The sequence below is a fragment of the Neobacillus niacini genome (assembly GCF_023715785.1).
In the GTDB taxonomy this organism is placed as follows: Bacteria; Bacillota; Bacilli; order Bacillales; family Cytobacillaceae; genus Neobacillus; species Neobacillus niacini_E.
The window spans coordinates 138,375-162,064 of record NZ_JAMBOX010000003.1; the positions used below are offsets into that span (position 1 = coordinate 138,375).

Below are 23,690 nucleotides of genomic sequence, written 5' to 3' on the forward strand. Positions count from 1 at the left end.
GAAAATAGTACTACTCTATTCCATTAATGTAAATAAAATTTTTTGCGAGGAGGATCTACATGCCTAAACAAAATAAACCACTTTTATCTGATGAATTTCTCAATGAATTAGCGAAAGAAATTAACGAACAATATGGCTGGCCAGTAAAAGAACAAAATGTAGAGCCGAAATCGCCTCTATCTCCTGATCGGTAAAGGGAGCAGGGACGTGGCCGGCATTGGAACCATTTCCCTAGCTCCGGCAATCGCCAATAATAAATCAGTTGGCAGCATCTCCATATGATAATTGGTAATGGCAATGTAGATGGATGATGTAAATAAGGTGATAAACATCGCGAATATCCGCAACAATCTGGTAAAGTTTCCGTAAATGAAACGCAAATAATGATCATCTGCGGAATGGTAAAAAGACCAAAACGTTGCTGGTGTGACCAGTGCAAACGGAGAGTTATTCATGACTACAATGACATAGCCATCCTCGACGAAAGAGGCCGCCCTGTCTGGACGCTCTGTTTGTAAAATGGTCGGAACCAAGCTTTTTTTCCGATCTTCAATGTGTTGAATCAGCAGGCTTAAATTTTGCACAGCGTCTTTTTTTACGGCTCCGATTCTTCCTTTTAATTCTTCCAAGACCTGTGTACTTGCCAATTCTTTATTATAAATTAGAAATACTTCATTGTTTGAGCGGGCCCCGATGGTCATTTTTTCGACCATGAAATCTTCACTGCGAATCTTCTTGCGAATCAGAGAGATATTGATTTCCGCTTTTTCCACAAAGGCTTCCTTAGGACCAAGCAATGTCGTTTCATTCTGCGGCTTCTCTACGCTTCTGCCGGCTACCTTTGCCGTTAGAATGATATATGTTTTTGCCAGCCCTTCCATTATCAAGACTGTGGCTCCTGAATTTAATTCCTTTACCGCTTTAGATATCTCTTTCTCCTCGCTCACAGCACTGACACTGATGGCAGAGGGCAAGTCAACGACGACCTTGCTGGTCATGATCAGGGGTTTGATAATTCCTTCATCAATTAGCTTGTCATCTGTCATGGATGGAACATAAAACAAAGCCGCTCTTTTTTCAATGATTGGGATGGTAAGCTCCCTCACCATGAAGTCAACATTCGAAGGGAATGAATAGAGTTGTTTGATATATTCCAAATCACGATACAAATCGCCGGAAAAGAAATCATCAGTTTTATAGCTTACATCTTTCGGTAAAAATTCTTTGCTCATTTCCATTTTTATTCGTTGTCTTTTTTTAAAAATTGACCTTCTCATGAGTTTTCCTCCACCTGAAGGGACCATAAAATTCCACTTTGTTTAGCTTTTGCCATATGAGAGTTTTTTATGAAATCACGATATATGTTAAACTAAATTGAATAAGGTTTTGGAATGGAGATGGCGGTAATGGCACGGGAACGAAAATTTTCGACGGAGGAACTTTATCAATGTACCAAGCAGTTGTTGCTGGAGCATGGGTATGAAGGCTTTACCTTCAGTCTGCTGGCAGATCGGCTCGAGGTTTCTCGAGGGGCGATATACAAATACTTTGAAAATAAAGAAGAATTGATTACGGAATTTATGCTTGATGAAATGAATCATTTCCTTGTTGAACTTAAGGAAATCGCTGTATTGGACGAATTTGACAAGCAGTTTGATTTCTTGTTCAAGCTTATTTTTAAAAATATCAACATCCAACAGCTGATTGAGTTTGGCAAACAAATTCCTTTGTCCACAAGTGAAAAGGTTCGAACTAATATATTGAAGCTTGAGGCCATGCATTTGGAAATGTACAAATATATGCAAAACTTTGTATCGCTGGGGAAGTCTGAGAAGAAGCTCAAGTCCCAAATCCCTGATATGCTGGTGCTGGGGATGATTTTTCAAACAGTGGCAATTCCCAATCATTTTGGCATCCCACACGATACCTGGGTCAAGTCAATTAAAGAGATTATCAGTCACGGTATGTTCCAAAATAAATAAATTGACACTATTGTCACTATAAAAGATAATGAGTATGACAATAGTGTCATTTATTTTTTACCGAAAGTGACACAACTGTCACTTTAACTTCTACAGAAGGGTGGGTTTATTATATGAAATCATTCTTACAGTCTATCACCGACCGTGTCTCGACGAAAAAAGGGATGTGGGTCACGCTTGGAATCTGGTTAGCGGTGACCATGCTGCTGGCTGTCTTTGCCCCGAGCGCCAAGGAATATGAAGTGTCAAACATTCAAACGGTTCCCGATGACGCACAGTCCGTAATTGCCCAAGGGAAAGTAGATCATTATTTCAAGGATAATGAAGGCATCCCTGCTATTCTTGTTTTTCAAGCTGAGAATGGAGAGAAAATGGACGTCCTTCAGCTAGTGGGAATTGTCCAACAGATTGAGGAGGCAGAAATTGAAGGCGTTGACCAGGTCGTACCGCTTTCGAAACTGCCCCCACAAGCAGTTGCTGGTTTCTTCTCTAAAGATCAAACCACGGCCATTCTTCCAATAACAATTGATTCAGCACTGGAGAATAAAGAAATTCAAGATGTGGAAAAAGCCATCCATAAGGTTGTTAAGGATAACTCCGATTTAACCTTGTATGTGACCGGCCCAGCCGGGATTGCCACCGACACATTGGATTTGTTTTCACGGGCGGATGTCGTCCTAATTTTATCAACAGTAGGATTAATCCTCGTTCTGTTGATTGTCATTTACCGCTCGCCGCTCTTGGCGTTGATTCCATTGTTAACTGCAGGATTCGTGTATGAAGTAGTAATGCAAACGCTGGGCCTGATGGGTAAAGCTGGCTTGGTTTTGAGCAGCCAAACGCTGTCAATAATGACAATTCTCTTATTTGCAGCCTTGATTGATTATTCACTATTTGTGTTCTCCCGATTTAGGGAAGAATTGAAAAAGCATGATGATAAATTTGAGGCAATGAAGCTCGCAATGCGAGAAGTTGGTACCCCTGTATTCTACTCCGGCGGAACAGTGCTGGCCGCTATGCTGGTGTTATTTTTTGCCCAGTTCGGGGACTATCGGAACTTCGCGCCAACATTTGCGACGACCATGCTGATTATCATGCTCGCATCGGTTACATTGGTTCCGGCGATGTTTGCCCTTTTCGGCAGAAAATCGTTCTGGCCAATGATCCCGAAGGTAGGGCAAACTGCGATTAAAAGCAATTCTTTCTGGAGCCGAGTCGGGCGCTTCGTTGCAGCAAAACCAGGGCTATCCGTTGTGATAGTCGGATTGGTCCTGCTCTTGTCGGCAAGCAATATGGTGAATTTGAAATATGAATTCGATACGATGAAGTCCTTCCCGAAAGATATGCCTTCACGGATGGGCTATGAAATTCTTGAGGATAAGTTCGAAAAAGGTGACCTTGCCCCTACTACTGTGTTATATGAGGGTTCTGAGCCGCTTACAGCAGAACAGCAGGAGTCTTTGAAAAATAAACTGGCGGAACAGGATTTGGTAGGTTCTGTACGGGTAAATGCTGTTGCGGATGAAGGCAAAGTCGTGCAATACAGCCTGACTTTTGCAGAAAATCCGTACTCCGCTAAGGCAATGGATGCTTTGGAGTCGATGCGGGACCGCTCGAATAAGCTTGCTGATGGTGCGAGTGTGGATGGGAAGCTTTATTTTGCCGGCGAGACTGCCACAAAGGTCGATGACCGTTCAATTAATGACAGGGATTTGATTGTGATTGTCGCGTTGGAAACGCTGTTGATTTTTGTGATGTTAATTAGCTTGACCCGATCGATTCGAATGTCGATTTATATGATTGGAACAATCTTGATTTCCTTCCTTGCCGCCCTTGGGCTGGGGATGTTCTTAAGCAATTTGTTCTTTGATATCGACACCATCAGCAACCGGGTACCGCTCTATTCGTTTGTCTTCCTGATTGCGCTGGGCATCGATTATAATATCATGCTAATTTCGCGATACCAGGAGGAACGGGCGAAGCATTCGGTTAAGGAAGCGGTAGAAATTGCGGTCGCTAGCACAGGCGGAGTGATTTCTTCTGCAGGACTTATTCTGGCCGCCACCTTTGCGGTCCTGATGACGCAGCCGATCCAGTTATTGTTTGTGTTCGGCTTTATCGTCGCCATCGGCATTTTGCTGGATACCTTCCTTGTACGCGGCGTTTTGCTGCCGGGGTTGATTGTGTTGTTTGAGGGGAAGAAGGAGAAGACGACCGGGACTGTACGTGGATAGTTGAAAATTCTTGGATATGGAAAAAGCGAACCGGATTGGGTTCGCTTTTTTTATTAAAACGTTTTTGGTTTTCAATGATTTAATTCTTTCGCAGTTTCAGGCTTATCGGAAGTGTTCAATAAAACAACGCCGCCTATAATGAGGATAATCCCGGAAAGCGAAAGAATGTTAAACAGCTCTCCCCAAACTAAAACACCGATTAAAGCAGTAAGCGCTGTCCCCACTCCTGACCATATGGCGTAGGCAATACTTAAAGGGATTTTAGTGAGCGCTTTTGCAATAAAGTAAAATGAAAGTCCATACCCGACAACAACGCCAATTGAAGGAAGCAGGACAGTGAATCCATCCGACAATTTCAGCATGGTCGTCGCAAATACCTCACAAATAATTGAAATGGCTAGAAAAAGAGACCCTCTCATCTTTTCACTCTCCTAATGCACCCTGCCAAAGTTTAATAGTATAACCCCAAAAATAATTAGGGCGATCCCAATGAATTTTTTACGGTTAAATTTTTCTTTATAAAAAGTTATGCCCACCAAAGCCGTGAGAGCAGTGCCTAAACCTGCCCAAATCGCATATGCCATCCCAAGCGGCACCGTTTTTAATGCTAAAGATAACGCATAGAAAGCTACTCCGTATCCGATGACCACTCCGAGAGAGGGCAGAAGTTTTTTAAAGCCGTTAGTGGCTTTAAGCATAGAGCTGCCGAACACCTCACTTAAGATAGCCAACAGCAAAAGTCCATAAGCATTCATCACTAGCCCTCCATTTGCAAAAAGACTCCTATTTATTGTACAGGAAACTATATGGATTGCGGTGACTAATTATTTTTATATTGACAACTTTTTAGTCGGGCTTTTTGCCCAAAATGGTAATCTTACTGTAAAATTATGCTAGTAAATACTAATAATGGAGTGAGACAAGTGATAGATTTAAATTTTAAGCCGACACTTGTGGGGGAAAAAGTTATTTTGAGGCGTTTTAATGTTATGGAGGATTTCCCCTATTTGGTGGAATGTTTGCAGGATCCCGAGGTTTTAAAATTTACGGGCGGCTCCGCGGATTTTGATAGAGAAAAAATCATGAATTGGTATAATACGAGAAATGAACAAACTAATCGGTTAGACCTTGCAATCGTGGATAAATCCCTTAATAACTTGGTTGGGGAAGCGGTGGTCAACGAATATGACCAAGTCAACCATAGCATGAATTTTAGAATCCTCATTGGCCCCAGGGGGAGAAATCGGGGGCTGGGGTCGGAAGCAACACAACTGATCGTCGATTATGTATTTGAGAATACTGATTTGAATCAACTTACTTTAGGTGTGTATGCATTTAACCCTAGAGCGATAAAAGTCTATGAAAAAATGGGATTTGTCGTTGATAGTGTCGATAAAAATGATCTAGAGTATGAGGGCGAATGGATTGATGCCTTTAATATGAAGTTGACACGGGAAAAGTGGATGAATAATAAATAGGCTGGATGCAGAACGGCTCAGTTTGCATTGAACTGAGCCGTTTTTTGTTACAAAGTTGTGGACTTTGTGGATATATTTGAAAAAATGTAGATATCTTCGTAAATTTTGTAGATATGGCAATATAAACGCCTCTTTTTTACCACCGCCGCGATATTTCTAACTCCACGGGCAATATGACATTTCTTTTTTACCATGATCACGATTTTTTCCGGCTCCACGGGTAATATGAACCTCTTTTGGATGTGGCTGCCCGGGAAATCCTGCAGCATCTTTCACTCCGTCCCCATTATCGACCTTATCTAATCTTCCCCAGCTCATCTAAAAAGGCAGGTCTTTTTTTGTATAAATGCATTAGTTCTTTGACCAAATCAGCTTGATTTTCTTTGCCTGCAATCGCTTTATACTTCTTAAGTTTCTTGCAAATATTTTGATATGCCCGGCGATTGGAGGAGTGCTTTCCCTCCACTTTGATATGTTCCTTGTATATTTCAATAACTTCATCCCGGAATCGATCCACTAGCCTCTCTGCGTAAGACTCAATATTAGAAGGGTTGTTCCGAACAAAATCCATCATTTCATCTATATCATTTTCCTTGTCAATCAACTCGAGATACATCCTCTTGGCCGACCAGCCATTCCCGTTTTTTAGCTCTTGTTTTATGTTAGTATAGAATTCTGTTTGATTGCCATCGGCCAATTCTCTCAGTTCCACATAATAGTCGAAATCCCCTACAAGCAAAAGTTCCTTCGCCAATTTTTCCTGTTCTTCTTTTCGTGACAATTCTTTATAAGCCTCATAGCGGAACTTTTTCCAGCTAGTCACTAAACCTGGATACTGTTTATCTTGCTTTTCTCCTTCTTCCGCCACTTCAATAACTTTTTGAAAATCCCCCTCCTGCCGATATATTTCAATTAATCGCTCCCGGAACGACTTAAATTGGAGATGGTCTTTGATAAATTGTTCCGCTTCTTCCGGCTCACCGTATTTTTCAATTAGACTAAATAATATTTGCAACAGTGATTCATTGTTATATCGTTGATAGCTATCACTAGCTTCCAAATCCATAAGGGAATTTATTTTTGTTTTAAACTTATCTCTAAGTTCTTGATCATCCGCAAATTCAACACAGATCCCGAGTAAATCATTTCTAAACTCTTCCCATCCTGAAAAAATTCCACTGTCAACACAATCTAATAGTTTTACAAAGACCATTTTACTTTCTTGTATGTCCCAACCAGTCCGATCAGTAACTGCCTCTTCAATTGTTTTAATTGAATCTGTAACCAAACTGCCAATATCTCCGTCAGAGTCATCGGCATATTGAAATGCCTTGATTGCTTCCTCTAACAATAATAAAGCAATATCAACGGCTAAAACTATATTTTCTGTATTCCTGACCTTTTCTAATACTTCTTCCATTTCACTTACAAATGCAGACGTTTTATTGTACCTAATGTACCCTTCTCTAGTATATTTCCGGACGATAGAATCGATGAGCTTTTTGCAATTTTGAAGTTCATGCGGGTAGTCGACTTTTGCATATCGGACAATCAAGCTATTTTTTAGAGCCGGATCGTTAAAAGTCAAATCTTCAATAATATTCACCAATTCATCCTTTGAAAGATTGATTAAGATTTCATGCAAGTTCGGACGCTTGAAAGATTGGTCATTATTAGGATTCTTCAACCTTTCAGCCAGTTTAAAATAAGCTGCTGCCTCGTGTTTGCAGACCGGGCCGAAATCATAAGGGCATGCACAAGCCGAATACAAGACCTCACCGTTATCGTCGAGTTTCACGACAACCTCATAATCTTCACTTCCCTCAACGATAAAAATAAAATAGTTTTTTCCCTGTTCATTGACATCTATAATATTACCTACCATGTAATAATTGTAGCCTCTGTCTAGAATGGTTTTATTTATGTAGTATTGAAAATCATTTATATTCATCTTCCTGGTCCTCACCTATGTATTTTTCCCAAAGTCTCCCGGTCAACCAATTCCCTAATCGCCCGAATGATAGGGTCAAAATCGGAATATTTCTTTCCGTATTCGAGGTTAAATTCATAATCAAAATCGGACGGATTTTCACCTTGGTTATGCTGGATGATGGTCTCGATTTTATCAAGTGCTTTGACCAGTTTCGCTTCTTTGGTTTCTGCTTGATTATATTCTTGCCATAATGCTTGAAATTGCTGCTGCATTTTCACCGAAAGCGGTGCGATTAAACGCTCAATCGCTTCCTCTTCCCGCTTTCGTTTTTCCTGTGGCTGTACGGCCAGATTTGCGGAGAAATCACCTTCATAAGCTTCCCCCAAGTCATGGATTAAATCCATCCTAAGGACTTTATTAAAATCGATTTCGGGAAAAAATTCCTCCAGCACTATGGTAAACAAACTTAGACGCCAGGAGTGTTCGGCGATGCTTTCCCGCCTTCCGGTACTGGTCCACGCAGTCCTTGTATTGATTTTTAAACGTTCTAGCTCTTTTATAAAAGTAATGATATTCCTGATGTCTTCCATAAGAACAGGCCTCCTGAATTAACCTAGCTATTAATGATTTTATACTGATTCACCGGCCGGCCAACTCCGCCATATTCAATGACAATTTCCACTTTTCCGCTCTGCTCCAAATATTCTAGGTACCGTCTGGCGGTCACCCGGGCGATGCCGATTCCTTCCGCAACAGCTTCTGCCGAAGTGGCCTCGTCCTGATTTTTCAAAAAATCAATGACTTTATCTAAAGTAAGTGCATTTAGTCCCTTTGGCAGTTCCCCTTTATCCTGCCGGCCCTGATGAAACAACAGGCCATCCAACTCCTGCTGGGAAATGGAATCTCTTTTTAAAAAGCTTTGATGGTACGTTCTATAATTTGTCAGCGCCTGCTGAATCCGGTCAAATTTAAATGGCTTCATAATATAATCGACGGCACCAAGCTGTAGCACCCCGCGGACGGTTTCCATATCACTTGCCGCTGTCACCGCTATCACATCGGTCCCCAACTCTTCAGAGCGGATTTGTTTAATCGTCGTCAGCCCGTCCTGATTTGGCATATAAATGTCGACAAACGCAAGGTCAGGCTTTTCTTTTTTTATCAGCTCAATGCCTTCCTTCCCGTTTGCAGCACAGCCGATAACCTTAAAGCCCTCTACCCTCTCGACAAACTGCCGGTTTATTTCTTGGACCATCGGGTCGTCCTCAATTAACAGCACTGTAATCAACTCACTAGCCATGACGAAAGCCCCCTCCACTAAATCGTCACAATAAAGGTAGTGCCTTTTCCTAAGTCCGATTCTACCTGAATCGTGCCATTCGCTTTTTCCACTATTTCTTTTATTAAAAATAGCCCAATGCCATGATCTACACTGCCCTTTGTTGAATAACCCTTTGTAAAAATATGCGGCAGGATGTTTTCCGGGATTCCACACCCATTGTCCTCAACCAATATAGATAAAATCCCCTCTTCCTGCTCAAGGCTGACATAAATATTTTTCTTCTCGATTTCTTTATTCTTAAAAGAATCGAAAGCGTTTTCGATTAAATTTCCGATGATGATGACAAAATCGTGTTCATCGAGCGGCTCCGGAAATGAATGCAGCCGGCTGTTGCGGTCAATCTGTAAATGAATCCCCAACTCCTTGGCGCGGCTGACTTTGCTTAACAGCAAGCCCGACAAGCTTTCACTCCTGATACTTTTCGACAAGAATTGCGTTAATTCCTCTTGCTCTTCGGTGGTTTGAAACACATATTCCAGCGCTTTCTTCGGATTTCCGAGCTGCAGCAATCCGGCAATCGTATGAAGCTTGTTCATGTACTCGTGATTTTGCACTCTCAGGGCACTGACAAACGCCTTGACGCCCGTTAACTCTTCCGCCAGCTTTTTTGCTTCGGTCCGGTCTTGGAAAATCGCGACTGCCCCGATGATTTCCTCATTTACTTTAATCGGGATCCGATTGCTAAGGATATTTGAATTTCTTACGGTCAACTCTTTGTTAAAGACAGGCCGTTTCAGATCAAGGATTTCCGGAAGCCTGGTGTCAGGCACCACATCGCTAATCTGCCGGCCGATGACATCACCCGATACCCCCATCATCGTTTTGGCCTTATCGTTAAAAACGGTAATCCGCTGCTCTTTGTCAATCGCGATAATGCCTTCGTGCATAGCGTTGAAGGTTTCCGTCCGCTCCTGCACCAATTGGGCAATTTCATGAGGCTCCAAATTGAACATCTGTTTTTTCATTTTTGAAGCCAAAAGCCAGGCTCCCCAGCCGCCAAAAAATAACGATATTGCCCCAGCGACGATGATTTGGAACCGCATGTCCCAAATCATTTCGAAAAAAGTCGGCAGCAAATAGCCGGCCAGGACGACACCAACCTGTTGGTGCTCGGCATTCATAATCGGAACAAAGGCGCGAATCACCGTTCCTACCTCACCTTTTGCCTTCGAGGTATAGGTTAGTTCAGCAAACGCCTGAGCCTCATCGTTTCCAGCCGACTCTTTTCCAACCAAGCTGGAAATAGGGTGTGATAAACGAATATGGTTCATATCCATGACAACAATATATTCGGCGTGATGGATGATTCGCAGTTTTTCCACCCGGCTGCGGATTTTGTCTTTCTCCTCTGCCGTTCCCGTAATATTGGACTTAATTTCAGCATCCTCAGCGATGGTCTGGGCAGTCAGCAGAGCTCGTTTCTTTAATTCCTCTTCCTGCGAATCTATGAAATTACTAATGATAATGATTCCGGCTAGCAACAGGGAGAATCCTACAATAAAAAATATTAACGCGGTAATCTTTGTTTTCATGGTCAGACGGTTCATAGCAGGATTCCTTTCTTCAATACTACTAAAATAATTTTATCATGATAAAATTAAAGTGAGAACAGGGAGGAATTTCGGATGAAGTATTTGCTTGGAGCCAGCTTGCTTGTCATGACCTTAATTGTCGGCATCTTCTTTTTCCCTTCGAATTTTTTTACCGGCAACGAGATCCCTTACGATGATGAACAGGACGGATTATCACAACAAATCGTCATTAAGTTTAGCCACGTCGTTGCCGAAAATACGCCGAAAGGTCTCGCCGCACAAAGATTTGCTGATTTGGTGGAGGAGAAAACCGATGGCTTGGTCATCGTGGAGGTTATCCCGAATGGGTCGCTTTATACAGATGACGATGAGCTTGAGGCTTTAATCGATAATGATGTGCAAATGCTAGCCCCTTCCCTATCAAAACTGACAAAGCTTTCGCCGGAATGGGCACTCTTTGATTTGCCATTTCTGTTTGAAAATGATCAGGACATTAAAGATACCCTTTCCAGTGAGCTTGGGAAAAAGTTTTTGACTTTAAATGAGAATAAGGGCATCAAGGGGCTTGCGTTATGGAGCAATGGATTTAAGCAAATGTCGAGCAACTTAAATCCGCTTCGAAATCCCGAGGATTTTTCCGGGCAGCGGTTCCGCATTATGCCGAGTCCGATTATTGCCGAACAGTTCAAGGCATTAGGCGCAAAGCCGATTGAAGTTCCATTTGACCAATTGTATACCTCGCTTCAGGAAGAGGCATTTGACGGTCAGGAAAATACGATTTCGAACATCTACTCCCGGCGAATTTATGGGATGCAAAAATATATGACCGTGAGCAATCATGGCTTTTTAGGATATGCCGTTTTAATGAACAAAGAGTTTTGGGACAGCCTGCCGGAACAAGTTCAGCGAGACATTAACGAGGCAATGGCCGAGACGACCTCATGGATGGTCTCCGAATCGCTTCGGGTGAATCGGGAACAGCTTGGTTTGATTGAGCAGCAATCGTCGATTGATATTGACTACTTGTCAGAGCAGGAACAGAAAAAATGGTTTAAAGCATTAAAGCCTGTATATCATAAGTTTCTAGATATGGTTAAAGACGATGAAATGAAGGCATTTGTTAAGCAGCGAATGGAGCAAATGGAGACACGGTAAGTGTCTTCTTTTTTTTCGACCAAAAAGACCAAAAAGAACATTATCACCAAAAATATAATAATTCTAAATTATCAATTAATATAAAGATAGGGGATTTGAAAGCGTTGTCAAACAAAGGGAGGGAATGTAATGAAAATCAATTTTCGTAATTTAACGGTTCAAGTTATTATCGGTATTATTCTAGGGATCACCGTGGGATTTTTGTTTCCGGAATTCGGCGCAAAGCTAAAGGTTCTAGCGGATATTTTTATTAAACTCATTAAAATGGTGATAGCACCGATCATCTTCTTTACCATTGTCATTGGAATTGGCAATATGGGTGATTTAAAGAAGGTTGGCCGAATCGGCGGCAAGGCGCTTCTTTACTTTGAAATTGTTACGACATTTGCCTTGGCCATTGGGATTCTTGTGGTTTCGCTGATTAAGCCGGGCCATGGCTTTAACACCAAAGGGGCCGAAGGAGCTGACGTGTCCCAGTATACGAAGGCGGCTGCGGAAACAAGCCACGGCATCATGGACTTTATCCTAGGGATTGTACCGGATAATGCACTTGCCGCGCTTTCCGGTGGAGAACTGCTTCCTGTTCTGTTCTTTGCTGTCCTATTCGGAGTTGCCGCTGCATCTCTTGGGGAAAAGGCCGCACCCGTGATTTCATTTTTTGAAAAAGTCTCGGAAATTTTCTTCTCGATTGTTAATATGATCATGAAGATTTCGCCGATTGCGGCATTCGGAGCGATGGCCTATACGATTGGCAATTTTGGAATCGGATCGCTGGTTTCACTGGGGAAATTGATGGGTTCTGTTTATATTACGATGTTCCTGTTTATCGTATTGGTTCTAGGGGCGATTGCAAAATTTTATAACTTCAATATCTTTAGCTTCCTTAAATATATTAAAGATGAAATTCTATTAGTTTTAGGAACGTCCTCTTCTGAGTCTGCGCTGCCTAAAATGATGGAGAAGCTTGAGAAATATGGCTGTTCCAAGTCAGTTGTCGGCCTTGTGGTTCCAACAGGTTATTCATTTAATCTAGATGGAACCTCCATTTATCTTTCTATGGCCGCAGTGTTCATCGCCCAAGCTTACGGCGTTCATTTGACGGTTATCCAGCTTTTGACCTTGCTTGCCGTGTTAATGCTCACCTCTAAAGGAGCAGCTGGTGTAACAGGTTCAGGTTTCATTACTTTGGCGGCCACTTTGGCAGCCTTCCCAATGATACCAGTTGAGGGCATGGCACTCATCCTTGGCGTCGACCGTTTCATGTCAGAAGCCCGCGCGATCACAAACTTGATTGGAAATGGTGTCGCAACGGTTGTTATTTCAAAAACGGAAAAAGAATTTCACCCTAATAATATAGCAGCAGCGAAAACAGAATCTTCAATCGCTTCTTAACATGAAAAGGGCCGGCTCATTTTGAGCTGGCCCTGATTTTATTTTTCCTTTATTACTTGGCCACTCCAATGAGGTAAAAAAGACCGGTCTTAAAAAGTCTGGCCCTTCACCTAATTAGGCGACAATATATGATAGAATTTAATTATTGTCAAATGTATTTAGGAAGGAAGTTTATACATCATGAGTACTGCAACTGTCAATAGATTAGAAACAGAAAGCGTTGGGAGGCTTCTCGTTAATTTGGCCCTGCCTGCTATTGCCGCCCAATTTGTTAACATGCTTTATAGTGTGGTAGACCGTATTTACATTGGGCATATTCCGGATATCGGTTCAGCAGCCTTAACGGGGGTGGGAATTGCTTTTCCGATTATTATGATGATTGCCGCCTTTAGTTCATTAATTGGACTCGGAGGTGCCCCGCTTGCAGCCATTAAAATGGGCAAAGGCAGATTTGATGAAGCAGAACAAATTTTGGGAAACTGTTTTGTTGCATTATTAGGAATTTCGATTGTCTTAACGGCATTTTTCTTAACATTTGGCGAAGAATTGTTGTTGCTGTTCGGGGCAGGTCCGGAAACCCTCCCCTATGCAAAAACCTTTTTAAATACCTATGTTTGCGGCACTATTTTTGTCCAAATCGTCTTGGGGCTGACCCCATTCATATCGACACAAGGCTTTGCCAAAACAAGTATGGCTGCTGTTATGATTGGCGCTATAATCAGTACCATTCTTGCGCCAATTTTTATTTTTATATTTGGAATGGGAGTTCAAGGCGCTGCATTGGCCAATATCATTGCCCAAGCGATTTCCGCCGCATGGGTATTACGCTTCTTGTTCGCCGGTGGAACAAAGCTGAGAATCCAGAAGAAGTATATGAGAATACAAAAAGCGGTAATCGTTCCCGTCCTGCTGCTAGGGGTGTCGCCTTTTATTATGCAAAGTACGGAAAGCCTGCTGAATATCGCCTTTAATTCTTCTTTGAAAAATTATGGCGGCGATTTGGGTGTCGGGGCCATGACCATTCTGGCGAGTATCATGCAGGTTTTAATTATGCCAATTTTAGGATTAACCCAAGGGGCACAACCCATTATCAGTTATAATTACGGGGCAAAGAATAATGAACGTGTGAAAAAAGCATTTAACTTTCTATTTGTCATTTCCATGGGCTATTCGGTCGTGTTCTGGCTGCTGCTGATGATTTTCCCATCACTGTTTGTTTCTATATTTAGCAGTGATCCCGAACTTGTGGAAACAACCGTATGGGCGACAAGAATTTATATGGGATTGGTATTTGTGATGGGGGCACAGCTTGCTTGTCAGCAAACTTTTATCGCCCTCGGCCAGGCAAAAACCTCCCTGTTTTTGGCGCTGCTGCGGAAAATAATCCTGTTGATTCCATTGATTTACATTCTGCCGCAGTTCTTTTCCGATAAGACGTTTGCTGTCTTCCTTGCAGAGCCGGTTTCGGACCTCCTTGCCGTTGTCGTTACCGTAACGTTGTTTTTCACTCAATTTAGGAAGATTCTTGCGAGAAATACTAGGGTGTCGGTGGAGAATGTTGGTTGAGAGTGGCAATTGTGGATATTTCCGATCATTTCTAGATATCATCATAAAAGTGCAGATAAAAAAGACTTGGCTCTTAACCAAGTCTTTTTCCGTTGCTTTATGGGTTTAAGATCAATTTTTCAATCGCATAAGCGACCCCGTTTTCATTATTGGACATCGTCTGAAACTCGGCAACTTCTTTGACGCTGGCTGTGGCATTTCCCATTGCGACACCGCAGCCCGCGTATTTCACCATTTCCAGATCATTTTCACCGTCACCGATGCAGACAACCTCTTCCCGTTTCATTCCCAGTTTTTCCGCTAGCTGTTTTACAGCATTTCCTTTGTTGACGCTTGGATGAAGGATTTCCAAAAAGAAAGGCGCGCTCTGCACCATTGTATATTTTTCACGGTAAGAAGCCGGGATGGCCGCCATGATTTCGGCTAACCGTTCCGGTTCGTCAATAAACATCACTTTCGGAATCAGCATGTCTTCCGGAATTTCCTCTATCGCCCTAAATGAGAGCGGTACTTTGTTCGCAAAAGATTCATAGACAGTATACTGGCTAATGTCTTTGTTCGGCGTGTAGATTCGTTCTGTATCAAAAAAGTGCATCGGTGAGCCAAGTTGCAGGCTTAACTGGTACAGCTCTTTTAAATCGGAAACCGTCAAGGAAGTCTCGGAAACAACCTCCCCCGAATTCGTACCTTGCACCAGTGCACCATTATATGTAATCACGTATTCATCTTTATCGGCTAATTTCAATTCTTCCAAAATTGGACGGACACCGCCGATCGGCCTGCCGGTACAAATAACCACGTTCACACCTTTGGCCTTTGCCGCTTGGATTGCTTCATTTACCTCCTGGGTAATTTCCCTTCGGTCATTAAACAATGTGCCATCTACATCGATTGCTACTAATTTATACAAATTTTTCACCTTCTACTAATGTTGTCCTGAATATGACAGTCCCCTATATCATAACTGGTGCTAGGAACCGTCCTCTGCTTATTTCTTTTCGATTTTCCCATTGCCATGTTGGGCGAATCTTCCGGCGTCGCGCTCGTTAACTGGGTCTAGGCGCCCCCATGGCCAGCCGCCGAATTGGGTTCTGCGATATTCGCTGAAGGCTTCCTGCAATTCCTGTTGGGAGGTCATCACGAATGGTCCGTATTGTGCCACTGGTTCCCCAATCGGCTCACCTTCAAGAAGCAAAAGATAGGCAGCCCTTCCGCCATTAGTGATTTCGATGTCCTGATCACCTGCAAGCTTAACTCGGTGATAAGCCTGTATCGTTGTCCCTTCTATCCCAATGGTCTCGCCTTCGTAAAAATATAAATTTCTATTCATTGTTCCAGACACAGCCGGGAGCACGAACACAGCCCCTGGCTCCATATGAAGAAGAGAAATCCCCACATGATGATTCGGATCTTTGGCCCATGAGGCATTGGTTGGCTCCAAACTGTTTGTTCCAAGCAGCTTCCCAGAAATCAACCTGACGACCGTTTTTCTCCCACTGGCATCCGCAGATTCGATGACAGGAATATCTTCAGCCCACAGCATCTTATATTCTGGGTCAGCACTTTTATCCTTGGACGCAAGATTTAGCCATATCTGAAAAAGCTCAAGCGGATTGTCCTTGTCCTTATGTACGAGCGGAAACATTTCGGTATGGAGGCAGCCCTTTCCGGTTGTCAGCCATTGCACGTCCCCATTTCCATAGCGCCCTTTTGCCCCGGTCGAATCAAAATGGTCCACTAATCCTTCAAGAACAATCGTTACAGTTTCAAACCCTTTATGCGGATGTGCTGGAAATCCCGGAACCGTTTTTCCATGATACATCCTAAAACCATCTTTTACTATAAAGTCTTCGCCAAGATTTCTACCCTCCAGTGAGGTACTTGGCCCCTGCTCTTCATTACCGGACGGATAGGCGTCTTTGTGATGAACGGAGAAAAGGAACGGGTCTTCCGTTTCCCACTGAAATCCCAGCTTTTGTTTTTTAAGAATCTTTTCTTCAGGCATTATTTTCGCCCCTTTCATATGTTCAAAAAATGTTCACATCTAATCACATGGCCCCGTTATCTCCATCACACCTTTTGCTAAGTGCAAAGAGTACAATCGTATTGATTTTATCAAATGAAAGGGGTGGAAGCTAATTTTGGGGTGACAGCAACATTGTGTGTGACCCAAAAGGGCTATCAGCATTACAAATTCGAAAGATAATTTTTTTTAAACACCCGAACAAAATTTCCTTGGGGTGTTTTTTGTTTTATACTGTAGCTAATTCGTGTTAGAAAGAGGCCATTGTATGAAAATCGATTCACCTAAAATTTCGAAAGAATTATCAACTAGGGATTTCATGGATATTTTAAACGACGGGGATGCAGAACTCGAAATGTGCACGGTTACGGACAGTGTTTTTGAACATGAGGCAGTCAGCCGGGCCAGGCTGTCAAACATGGTAATAAAGAACTGTCGGTTCAATCATACCGATTTTCAAAATATAGACATTACCGATGTTTGTTTTGAAAACTGCGATTTATCGAATGCCAATTTAAGCAAATCTTCCATCCACAGGGTCATTTTTAATAATAGTAAACTGGTAGGCACGGATTTTACCGACTCCCGGTTAGGGAATGTGCAGTTTGAGCATTCAGTATTGAACTTGACGGCTTTTGGGGAATCGAAACTTGAAAAGGTCTTATTCCAAGATGCTTCCTTAAAAAATACCGACTTTTTCGAATGCAAGCTTAAAAGCGTAGAATTTCAAACATGTAACCTCGACAGGGCAAACTTTGAAGGAACCTCGTTGAAAGGGATTGATATCAGCACTTCAACATTCGATCATATGACCGTTTCCATCGACGATTTAAAGGGGTGTAAAGTCTCCTCCTACCAGGCGATTCAATTTGCGGCTTTAATGGGGTTAATTATTAAGGACTAATGAAAAACGGGGACGGTTGTCTGAACCTTCCCCGGCTTTTTTATATCACATAAACAAAGTATCCGATAAATATCGCACAGAGAACAAACATAATCGGATGGACTTCCTGCGTTTTCTTGGTAGCCATCATTGCAATCGGGTAGAGAATGAAGCCAAGGGCAATCCCGGTTGCAACACTGAAGGTTAACGGCATCGTAATCAGCGTTACAAAACACGGAATGACAATGGCAAAATTGCTCCAATCAATCTTGCTGATTTCTGTCGCCATCATCGCTCCGACGATGATCAGTGCCGGGGCGGTTACTTCAGGAGTAACAATGGATAGAATAGGTGAGAAAAATAAAGAAACGGTAAAGCAGGCTGCAATCACAACCGAGGTGAAGCCGGTTCTTCCGCCTATGGCAATCCCCGCACTGGACTCAACGAATGACGCTGTTGTCGATGTGCCCAAAACGGAGCCGACAATACCTGACATTGAGTCTGCCAGAAGGGCTTTCCCGGCATTAGGAATCTCATTGTTCTTCATTAGCCCTGCCTGGCTTGCAATCGCAATTAACGCTCCGGCCGTATCAAAAAAGGCCACAAACAAAAAGGTAAAAATAACGGCAAGCACTTTTGGCGTAAAAATATCATCAAGTTGGCTGAACACGACCCCAAAAGATGGCTCAAGACTTGGGATTTTACCGATGATGGAATGTGGCGGATTAATTACGCCAAAGATGATGCCAAGAACGGTTGAAAGCACCATTCCATAAAAAATACCTGCCTTTACTCCTCTGTTCAATAGAAAAACTGTAATGATAAAGCCTGTGATGGCAAGAATGGTTGGACCGGATTTAAGGTTCCCAATTGCAACAAATGTCGCTTCGTTCCCAGTGACAATACCGGCATTTTTCAAGCCCATAAAAGCGACGAAAAAGCCAATCCCTCCGGCAATTGCATGCTTTAAATCCTTGGGAATGATATTAATTATCTTTTCGCGGATTTTAAACAAGCTTAGAATCAGGAACAAAACGCTTGCAATGAAGACGCCGGCCAACGCTGTTTCCCATGGAATATTCATTCCGATACAAACAGTAAAGGTAAAAAAAGCATTAATTCCCATACTCGGCGCGATGCCAATTGGATAATTGGCAATCAATCCAATTAACAGAGAGCCGATAATCGCCGACAGTGCAGTCGCTGTAAACAGCGCTCCCTTATCCATCCCGGTTTGGCTCAGGATGACAGGATTGACAACCAGGATATACGCCATCGATAGAAATGTGGTAAGCCCCGCGGCACTTTCTTTTTTAAAGCTAGTGCCCCGTTCGGAAAATTGAAAGTAGTTTTTCATTATGTGTCCTCCGAATCTATTTAAAAAATCCTCCAGCACGGGCCGCCGGAGGATGTTCTGCAAAGGACAAAATTAGTTTATAAACATAGAACCCATTGTCCCTCGTAGACAGGCTATTTACGGCAGCCCGGTAGAGACGTTCAAGCCATATTCTTGAACTTATACAAGGAAATTTTTTTAAAATAATATACGAATAGTAACAGGGTTATGATTTCGAGTCAATAAGATAAGATAATTTCATTCTATTAAGTTTTTTGCTATTTTTCAGGCATTTTCCAAAAAGAGGGAATTACCTGCCATGAGTACACATATTAATATGTTTACAACAAAAATTTCCGCATAAGCCGTTCATGTGGACATTTCTTATCTGTTTCCAACGGTTTTGTCCTCATGAGCCCTACATTAGGACAGATTTATTATGCATTCGCCTAACACGGTTTGATCCCACACCAATGACAGCTTGTCACCACTCTTCACTTCTCCCACACCTTCTGGAGTTCCGGTAAATATGATATCTCCTTCCCCCAACCCAAAGTGTTCAGCCGAAAAGTCAATGATTGTTTGCAAATCAAAGATCATACTAGAAATATTGCCGGACTGGACCTCCTCTCCAGTTTTCACAAGCGAGAAATTTCTTTTCAAAAGCTCCTCTACGCCCGGAAACGGGATAAACTTGCTTATTACTGCTGAATTAGGGAACCCTTTGGCAAGCAGCCATGGATAACCTTTTTTCTTCAACTCATTCTGGACATCGCGCAACGTAAAATCGATCCCAATTGCCATACCGTCCACAATTTCGTCTACTTTTATTCCCTTTTCGTAGGGCCTCCCCATTCTAATCACCAGTTCCGTTTCAAAATGAACGGGGCCGCGATTTCCCGGTAAAGGGATCTCCTGGCCCATTGCTTCCACAAGCGCATGGGTCGGCTTTGAAAATAAAAATGGGCTAGTCGGCACCTTATTGTTCAATTCAGCAGCATGGGCAGCGTAATTCCGCCCGACGCAATAAATATTTCGAATCGTGTTCAAGTTCCATTCCCCTTTCTGGATGCAGTCTATCATTAGTCAATTTTACCATTTCACGCAAGAGTATAAAAATAGAAGTCATCTAAAAAGAGGAGTATGATAAAGTAATGAGATATTCATTAGATTTTGAGATTTGGAGTACAAATGCTCAAAATCCGAAATGTGGAATTATCAGATTTATCCGCTGTTGTCGCAATAGAAAATTTATGCTTCTCAAAAGAGGAAAAGATTAATAATATAGAACTGCTTACAATTGTTTACACCCAAATAAAGGTATTGGTATAAAAGGGGCATCTATTAAAATGAGTTATATACGGCGTGGCACACACAAATTTAAAATGGTAAACTTGGCTTTATTTGCCGGCGGCTTTTGCACCTTTGCCATCCTCTGGGGAACACAGCCGCTGCTCCCGGACCTTGCCAAGGAATTTCACCTCTCACCGGCAGTTTCAAGCTTAAGTTTGTCATCTGCCACAATCGCTTTGTCGATTAGTTTATTAGTATTCGGGTCCTTATCGGAGGTATTTGGCCGGAAACCGGTGATGACTTTCTCATTGTTTGTCTCGTCGATTCTTTGCATCCTCACGGCCTTCACGCCCAATTTTCATTTTTTAATTGTATCGAGAATTTTACAAGGAGTCGCCTTAGCGGGACTGCCGGCGGTGGCGATGGCCTATTTGGGGGAAGAAATTGAACCCAAAAGTTTGGGAATGGCAATGGGATTATACATCAGCGGAAATTCTGTAGGTGGTATGGCAGGGAGGATCATCAGCGGCATTTTAACGGATTATTTTAGCTGGCATATCGCATTATTTGGTATCGGCATCATCAGTTTATTGGCCAGTATTGCCTTCCTATTGATTTTGCCTCCATCCACCCATTTTAATCCGCAAAAATTTGCCCTAAAACAACTGACAGGCTCCTTGTTTAGTCAATTTAAAGAGCCTGGTCTACTTTATCTATTTGGCATCGGGTTTCTGCTGATGGGGAGCTTCGTCTCTTTGTACAACTATATCGGGTTTCAATTAATTAAGCCGCCATATTCGTTGAGCCAAACCGTGGTAGGATTTATTTTTATTGTCTATATTGTCGGTACCTTCAGCTCAACATGGATGGGAATGCTTTCTGATCAGTATGGAAAAAGAAAAATCATACTCCTGTCTCTGCTCATTCTATTAATTGGCGCCTGTATGACGCTGAATACGAATTTATGGTTTAAGATTTTCGGTATCGCGGTTTTCACCTACGGCTTTTTTGCCGCCCATTCCATTGCCAGCAGCTGGGTGGGGAAAGCAGCAACCCACGATAAAGCGCAGGCCTCGGCACTATACTTATTTTTCTATTACGCCGGTTCAAGCATTGGCGGGACCGCTAGCGGTGCATTTTACGGGCATTTTGGCTGGAGCGGCGTGGTGGCGATGATTGTTGTTCTCACACTTGCTTCCATTGTGGTATCCTTCCGGTTAGGAAGCAAAACAAGAATTTCTAAGCTGGAAAAATTACAGCAAAGCAGTTAAAAAAGCAGGCCTGCTTTTTTAACTTGCCAGTCTCCACCTATTCTATTAAGTTCTTTTCTTTCATGTAGAGTTTCTGGGACCTTTCTGAACCCTAAACGTTGATTTTCATACCTTTCTACCTACGTTCTTACACCCTTCTAAATTACTAGAAAATTTCAACTTTTCTTTACGTCACCTGAATACTGGTTTAACAATCCAATATTATGATGAAGTTGTAACTAATTCTATTAAACTTTGGGAGGAAGAATAATATGAAAACGAATAAGATCCTAGTTCCACTCTTAAGCGCAGCAATTCTGTTCCCGACTGCAATCAATGTACATGCTAATCCTCAAAAACCAGTTTCAGTAAAATCGGTTGAATTTGTTGGGATGCAAGCACCCGACACAGATGCGAAACGCTCTTCCATGTATAGCGAAGCATCAGCTATTGTTACCTTAAATGATGGCACTCAAAAAATCGTCCCCCTGGAATATCATTCCCTTGCCCGTCCTGGCGAGATGATTAACGGCAAGGTAGTTGGGGCTGCTTATGATGTAAATGGGAATATTATAAAAAACAAAGATGGAAAGCCTTATATTTCAACTTCGCCAGATATGAATACACTGCTTAGTGTAAATGGAAAAAGCGGAAAATTATATTTGATTAACCACTTTGAAGGTATGCCAAATAATGAAATTGGCAACATGCCGAAAGCGATGTACTTAAATACGGTTGAACAAGATAAGAAATCGGGCAAAATGAAAATCACCGATATCGAGCCTATTGATTTTTCAGCAGATGGCGGGATTTGGACACCTTGTGCCGGTGTCCTGTCGCCTTGGAACACCCATTTAGGCGGGGAAGAATATGAACCAAACGCGCGCATCCACGAAGCAAACCCTGAAAAATCAGATGTAACACAATTTGCCCGTAATTATTATCAAGACCTTTCCGTTATCGGAAATCCATACCTTTATGGACATCATACAGAAGTAACTGTTCACCCAAATGGTGAAGCAAAAGCAGTCAAGCATTATAGCATGGGCCGCATGTCTATTGAAAATGTAACGGTAGCACCGGATAACCGTACCGTTTATTACGGGGATGACGGGTCTTATACGATGTCGTTCATGTACATAGCCGATAAAGCAAAGGATTTATCAGCAGGTACCTTATACGCAGCAAAATGGAAGCAAACCAGCGACAAAAATGGCGGAGCCGCTGACATTGAATGGATTAAACTAGGGCATGCCACCGACCAAGAGATTAAGGAAATGGCACAAGACCTGAAATTCAGTGATATTTTTGAAACAACAAATGATGCCGCCTATGCACAAGCAAACGGCTTTAAACAGATAAAGGCTGCAGGCAATCTCGAATGGCTGAAGGTAAAACCGGGCATGGAAAAAGCGGCTGCCTTTTTGGAATCCCGCCGTTACGGTGCTCTTCTCGGGGCAACAGCGGAGTTTAATAAAATGGAAACTCTTACGTTTAACAAAGCAGATAATAAAATTTATATGACAATGTCCTATATTGAAAAGGGAATGACTAAAAATCCTGCTGACCCTGTCGATGATATTCAATTACCAAAACTCCGGTCCGGCGCCATCTATGAAATGAATCTGGCTGCCGGACAAAAAGATCGCGACGGGCGCCCTATTGATAGTGATTACGTCGTAACCAAAATGTCCGGACTGATTACAGGGGAAGACTTGCCTGTTAAGGATGAGGATGGAAATACAGCCAATCCTGATAAGATTGCCAACCCAGACAATATCGCTTTCTCTGAAAAATACCGCACGCTATTTATCGCAGAAGACAGTGACATGCATACCAATAATTTCGGCTGGGCCTACAATGTCGATACCAAGAAGCTATCCCGGATCATCTCTGCCCCGGATGGCGGTGAAGTGACCGGCCTTCAAGCCATCGATGAATTAAATGGCAAGTCCTATCTCATGATCGGATCACAAAACCCTGGCAACATTGGTTATATCGATTTAACTTCACTAAGCGCTAAAAAGTAATTCAATCTCCTATTTAACTAAAATCCCCCCTATTCATTTGATTAGGGGGATTTGTTCTTGCAATTTGCTTTTTCCCAATTAAATATATCTTGCACAAAACACTGTGAATAAAAAAGACCGTAAGAAGATGGATTCCTCTTACAGTCTAAATTTCTAGCATGAGTATAATTGTCTGCATTAAATTAGCCACTTATAAAAAGTGCCTTTGTACAGGGTTAATCAACGATCATCTCGAATTTCAGTAAAGTAAGTTACCTTCTA

Annotated in this window: 21 protein-coding genes and 1 riboswitch; of the genes, 10 read left to right on the forward strand and 11 right to left on the reverse strand. The window is 42.4% G+C overall.

The genetic code is table 11. The features are described 5' to 3' along the window. Positions 1-59: 59 nt before the first annotated feature. Positions 60-194, forward strand: coding sequence for a bacitracin ABC transporter ATP-binding protein (locus tag M3234_RS08285; protein ID WP_262304273.1), 135 nt, complete (start codon positions 60-62; stop codon positions 192-194). Here M3234_RS08285 and M3234_RS08290 read toward each other — a convergent pair. Beyond that, positions 177-1,277 carry a spore germination protein gene (locus M3234_RS08290; protein WP_262304274.1) on the reverse strand — a complete coding sequence of 367 codons (1,101 nt, stop codon included), beginning with the start codon at positions 1,275-1,277 and terminating at the stop codon, positions 177-179. The genes M3234_RS08285 and M3234_RS08290 overlap by 18 nt on opposite strands. 129 nt (positions 1,278-1,406) lie before the next feature. On the opposite strand from M3234_RS08290, the gene M3234_RS08295 reads away from it, so the two are divergent. Beyond that, positions 1,407-1,982: a TetR/AcrR family transcriptional regulator gene (locus M3234_RS08295; RefSeq protein ID WP_262304275.1), complete on the forward strand. Its 576-nt coding sequence runs from the start codon at positions 1,407-1,409 to the stop codon at positions 1,980-1,982. A 113-nt stretch (positions 1,983-2,095) separates the two neighbouring features. Beyond that, positions 2,096-4,216, forward strand: a complete 2,121-nt coding sequence (locus M3234_RS08300) for an MMPL family transporter (RefSeq protein ID WP_262304276.1) — start codon at positions 2,096-2,098, stop codon at positions 4,214-4,216. A gap of 71 nt (positions 4,217-4,287) precedes the next feature. On the opposite strand, the gene M3234_RS08305 is transcribed toward M3234_RS08300, so the two are convergent. After that, positions 4,288-4,635, reverse strand: coding sequence for a DMT family transporter (locus tag M3234_RS08305; protein ID WP_262304277.1), 348 nt, complete (start codon positions 4,633-4,635; stop codon positions 4,288-4,290). A gap of 12 nt (positions 4,636-4,647) precedes the next feature. Then, a complete protein-coding gene (locus M3234_RS08310; RefSeq protein ID WP_262304278.1) occupies positions 4,648-4,971 on the reverse strand; it encodes a DMT family transporter in 324 nt (107 codons plus the stop codon). Positions 4,972-5,139: 168 nt separating this feature from the next. Between M3234_RS08310 and M3234_RS08315 the strand changes: the two genes are divergently transcribed. Beyond that, positions 5,140-5,694, forward strand: a complete 555-nt coding sequence (locus M3234_RS08315; protein WP_262304279.1) for a GNAT family N-acetyltransferase — start codon at positions 5,140-5,142, stop codon at positions 5,692-5,694. A 295-nt stretch (positions 5,695-5,989) separates the two neighbouring features. Here M3234_RS08315 and M3234_RS08320 read toward each other — a convergent pair whose 3' ends face one another. The 4 genes from M3234_RS08320 to M3234_RS08335 are packed head-to-tail and all read right to left on the reverse strand — an operon-like array spanning position 5,990 to position 10,516. After that, a complete protein-coding gene (locus M3234_RS08320; RefSeq protein ID WP_262304280.1) occupies positions 5,990-7,645 on the reverse strand; it encodes an SWIM zinc finger family protein in 1,656 nt (551 codons plus the stop codon). Positions 7,646-7,656: 11 nt separating this feature from the next. Continuing rightward, positions 7,657-8,217, reverse strand: coding sequence for an HD domain-containing protein (locus M3234_RS08325; protein ID WP_262304281.1), 561 nt, complete (start codon positions 8,215-8,217; stop codon positions 7,657-7,659). A 23-nt stretch (positions 8,218-8,240) separates the two neighbouring features. Further along, entirely contained in the window at positions 8,241-8,927 is a 687-nt protein-coding gene (locus M3234_RS08330; RefSeq protein ID WP_262304282.1) for a response regulator, read from the reverse strand. Positions 8,928-8,944: 17 nt separating this feature from the next. Then, the gene (locus tag M3234_RS08335; protein WP_262304283.1) at positions 8,945-10,516 is read right to left on the reverse strand and encodes an ATP-binding protein; all 1,572 of its coding nucleotides are present in this window, start codon (positions 10,514-10,516) and stop codon (positions 8,945-8,947) included. A gap of 78 nt (positions 10,517-10,594) precedes the next feature. Here M3234_RS08335 and M3234_RS08340 point away from each other — a divergent pair, with 78 nt between their 5' ends. From M3234_RS08340 to M3234_RS08350, 3 genes are all read left to right on the forward strand, one after another. Then, a complete protein-coding gene (locus M3234_RS08340) occupies positions 10,595-11,656 on the forward strand; it encodes a DctP family TRAP transporter solute-binding subunit (protein ID WP_262304284.1) in 1,062 nt (353 codons plus the stop codon). 129 nt (positions 11,657-11,785) lie between these two features. Further along, entirely contained in the window at positions 11,786-13,048 is a 1,263-nt protein-coding gene (locus M3234_RS08345) for a dicarboxylate/amino acid:cation symporter (RefSeq protein ID WP_262304285.1), read from the forward strand. Positions 13,049-13,228: 180 nt separating this feature from the next. After that, positions 13,229-14,614, forward strand: a complete 1,386-nt coding sequence (locus M3234_RS08350; RefSeq protein WP_262304286.1) for an MATE family efflux transporter — start codon at positions 13,229-13,231, stop codon at positions 14,612-14,614. A 97-nt stretch (positions 14,615-14,711) separates the two neighbouring features. Here the strand turns inward: M3234_RS08350 and yidA are convergent, their stop codons facing one another. After that, complete coding sequence (gene yidA / locus M3234_RS08355) at positions 14,712-15,524, reverse strand: sugar-phosphatase (RefSeq protein ID WP_262304287.1); 813 nt, start codon at positions 15,522-15,524, stop codon at positions 14,712-14,714. Between the two features lie 78 nt (positions 15,525-15,602). Beyond that, positions 15,603-16,619, reverse strand: coding sequence for a pirin family protein (locus M3234_RS08360; protein WP_262304288.1), 1,017 nt, complete (start codon positions 16,617-16,619; stop codon positions 15,603-15,605). A 286-nt stretch (positions 16,620-16,905) separates the two neighbouring features. Here M3234_RS08360 and M3234_RS08365 point away from each other — a divergent pair, with 286 nt between their 5' ends. Continuing rightward, complete coding sequence (locus M3234_RS08365; protein ID WP_262304289.1) at positions 16,906-17,541, forward strand: pentapeptide repeat-containing protein; 636 nt, start codon at positions 16,906-16,908, stop codon at positions 17,539-17,541. Positions 17,542-17,581: 40 nt separating this feature from the next. Here the strand turns inward: M3234_RS08365 and M3234_RS08370 are convergent, their stop codons facing one another. Together M3234_RS08370 and M3234_RS08375 are read right to left on the reverse strand one after the other, a co-directional pair. Beyond that, a complete protein-coding gene (locus tag M3234_RS08370) occupies positions 17,582-18,877 on the reverse strand; it encodes an NCS2 family permease (protein WP_262304290.1) in 1,296 nt (431 codons plus the stop codon). Between the two features lie 85 nt (positions 18,878-18,962). Beyond that, positions 18,963-19,064: riboswitch (purine riboswitch) on the reverse strand. A gap of 215 nt (positions 19,065-19,279) precedes the next feature. Continuing rightward, positions 19,280-19,906 carry a fumarylacetoacetate hydrolase family protein gene (locus tag M3234_RS08375; RefSeq protein ID WP_262304291.1) on the reverse strand — a complete coding sequence of 209 codons (627 nt, stop codon included), beginning with the start codon at positions 19,904-19,906 and terminating at the stop codon, positions 19,280-19,282. A 299-nt stretch (positions 19,907-20,205) separates the two neighbouring features. On the opposite strand from M3234_RS08375, the gene M3234_RS08380 reads away from it, so the two are divergent. After that, positions 20,206-21,420 carry an MFS transporter gene (locus tag M3234_RS08380; RefSeq protein WP_262304292.1) on the forward strand — a complete coding sequence of 405 codons (1,215 nt, stop codon included), beginning with the start codon at positions 20,206-20,208 and terminating at the stop codon, positions 21,418-21,420. A gap of 251 nt (positions 21,421-21,671) precedes the next feature. After that, positions 21,672-23,429 carry a PhoX family protein gene (locus M3234_RS08385; protein ID WP_262304293.1) on the forward strand — a complete coding sequence of 586 codons (1,758 nt, stop codon included), beginning with the start codon at positions 21,672-21,674 and terminating at the stop codon, positions 23,427-23,429. Positions 23,430-23,690: the final 261 nt, after the last annotated feature.

Bases quoted from the DNA above. Each gene is read 5' to 3' on its own strand.
- M3234_RS08385 (WP_262304293.1), top strand. From the start codon at position 21,672: ATGAAAACGAATAAGATCCTAGTTCCACTCTTAAGCGCAGCAATTCTG.
- M3234_RS08380 (WP_262304292.1), top strand. From the start codon at position 20,206: ATGAGTTATATACGGCGTGGCACACACAAATTTAAAATGGTAAACTTG.
- M3234_RS08295 (WP_262304275.1), top strand. From the start codon at position 1,407: ATGGCACGGGAACGAAAATTTTCGACGGAGGAACTTTATCAATGTACC.
- M3234_RS08345 (WP_262304285.1), top strand. From the start codon at position 11,786: ATGAAAATCAATTTTCGTAATTTAACGGTTCAAGTTATTATCGGTATT.
- M3234_RS08325 (WP_262304281.1), bottom strand. From the start codon at position 8,217: ATGGAAGACATCAGGAATATCATTACTTTTATAAAAGAGCTAGAACGT.
- M3234_RS08360 (WP_262304288.1), bottom strand. From the start codon at position 16,619: ATGCCTGAAGAAAAGATTCTTAAAAAACAAAAGCTGGGATTTCAGTGG.
- M3234_RS08300 (WP_262304276.1), top strand. From the start codon at position 2,096: ATGAAATCATTCTTACAGTCTATCACCGACCGTGTCTCGACGAAAAAA.
- M3234_RS08305 (WP_262304277.1), bottom strand. From the start codon at position 4,635: ATGAGAGGGTCTCTTTTTCTAGCCATTTCAATTATTTGTGAGGTATTT.
- M3234_RS08335 (WP_262304283.1), bottom strand. From the start codon at position 10,516: ATGAACCGTCTGACCATGAAAACAAAGATTACCGCGTTAATATTTTTT.
- M3234_RS08340 (WP_262304284.1), top strand. From the start codon at position 10,595: ATGAAGTATTTGCTTGGAGCCAGCTTGCTTGTCATGACCTTAATTGTC.
- M3234_RS08290 (WP_262304274.1), bottom strand. From the start codon at position 1,277: ATGAGAAGGTCAATTTTTAAAAAAAGACAACGAATAAAAATGGAAATG.
- M3234_RS08285 (WP_262304273.1), top strand. From the start codon at position 60: ATGCCTAAACAAAATAAACCACTTTTATCTGATGAATTTCTCAATGAA.
- M3234_RS08370 (WP_262304290.1), bottom strand. From the start codon at position 18,877: ATGAAAAACTACTTTCAATTTTCCGAACGGGGCACTAGCTTTAAAAAA.
- M3234_RS08350 (WP_262304286.1), top strand. From the start codon at position 13,229: ATGAGTACTGCAACTGTCAATAGATTAGAAACAGAAAGCGTTGGGAGG.
- M3234_RS08365 (WP_262304289.1), top strand. From the start codon at position 16,906: ATGAAAATCGATTCACCTAAAATTTCGAAAGAATTATCAACTAGGGAT.
- M3234_RS08310 (WP_262304278.1), bottom strand. From the start codon at position 4,971: ATGAATGCTTATGGACTTTTGCTGTTGGCTATCTTAAGTGAGGTGTTC.
- M3234_RS08320 (WP_262304280.1), bottom strand. From the start codon at position 7,645: ATGAATATAAATGATTTTCAATACTACATAAATAAAACCATTCTAGAC.
- M3234_RS08330 (WP_262304282.1), bottom strand. From the start codon at position 8,927: ATGGCTAGTGAGTTGATTACAGTGCTGTTAATTGAGGACGACCCGATG.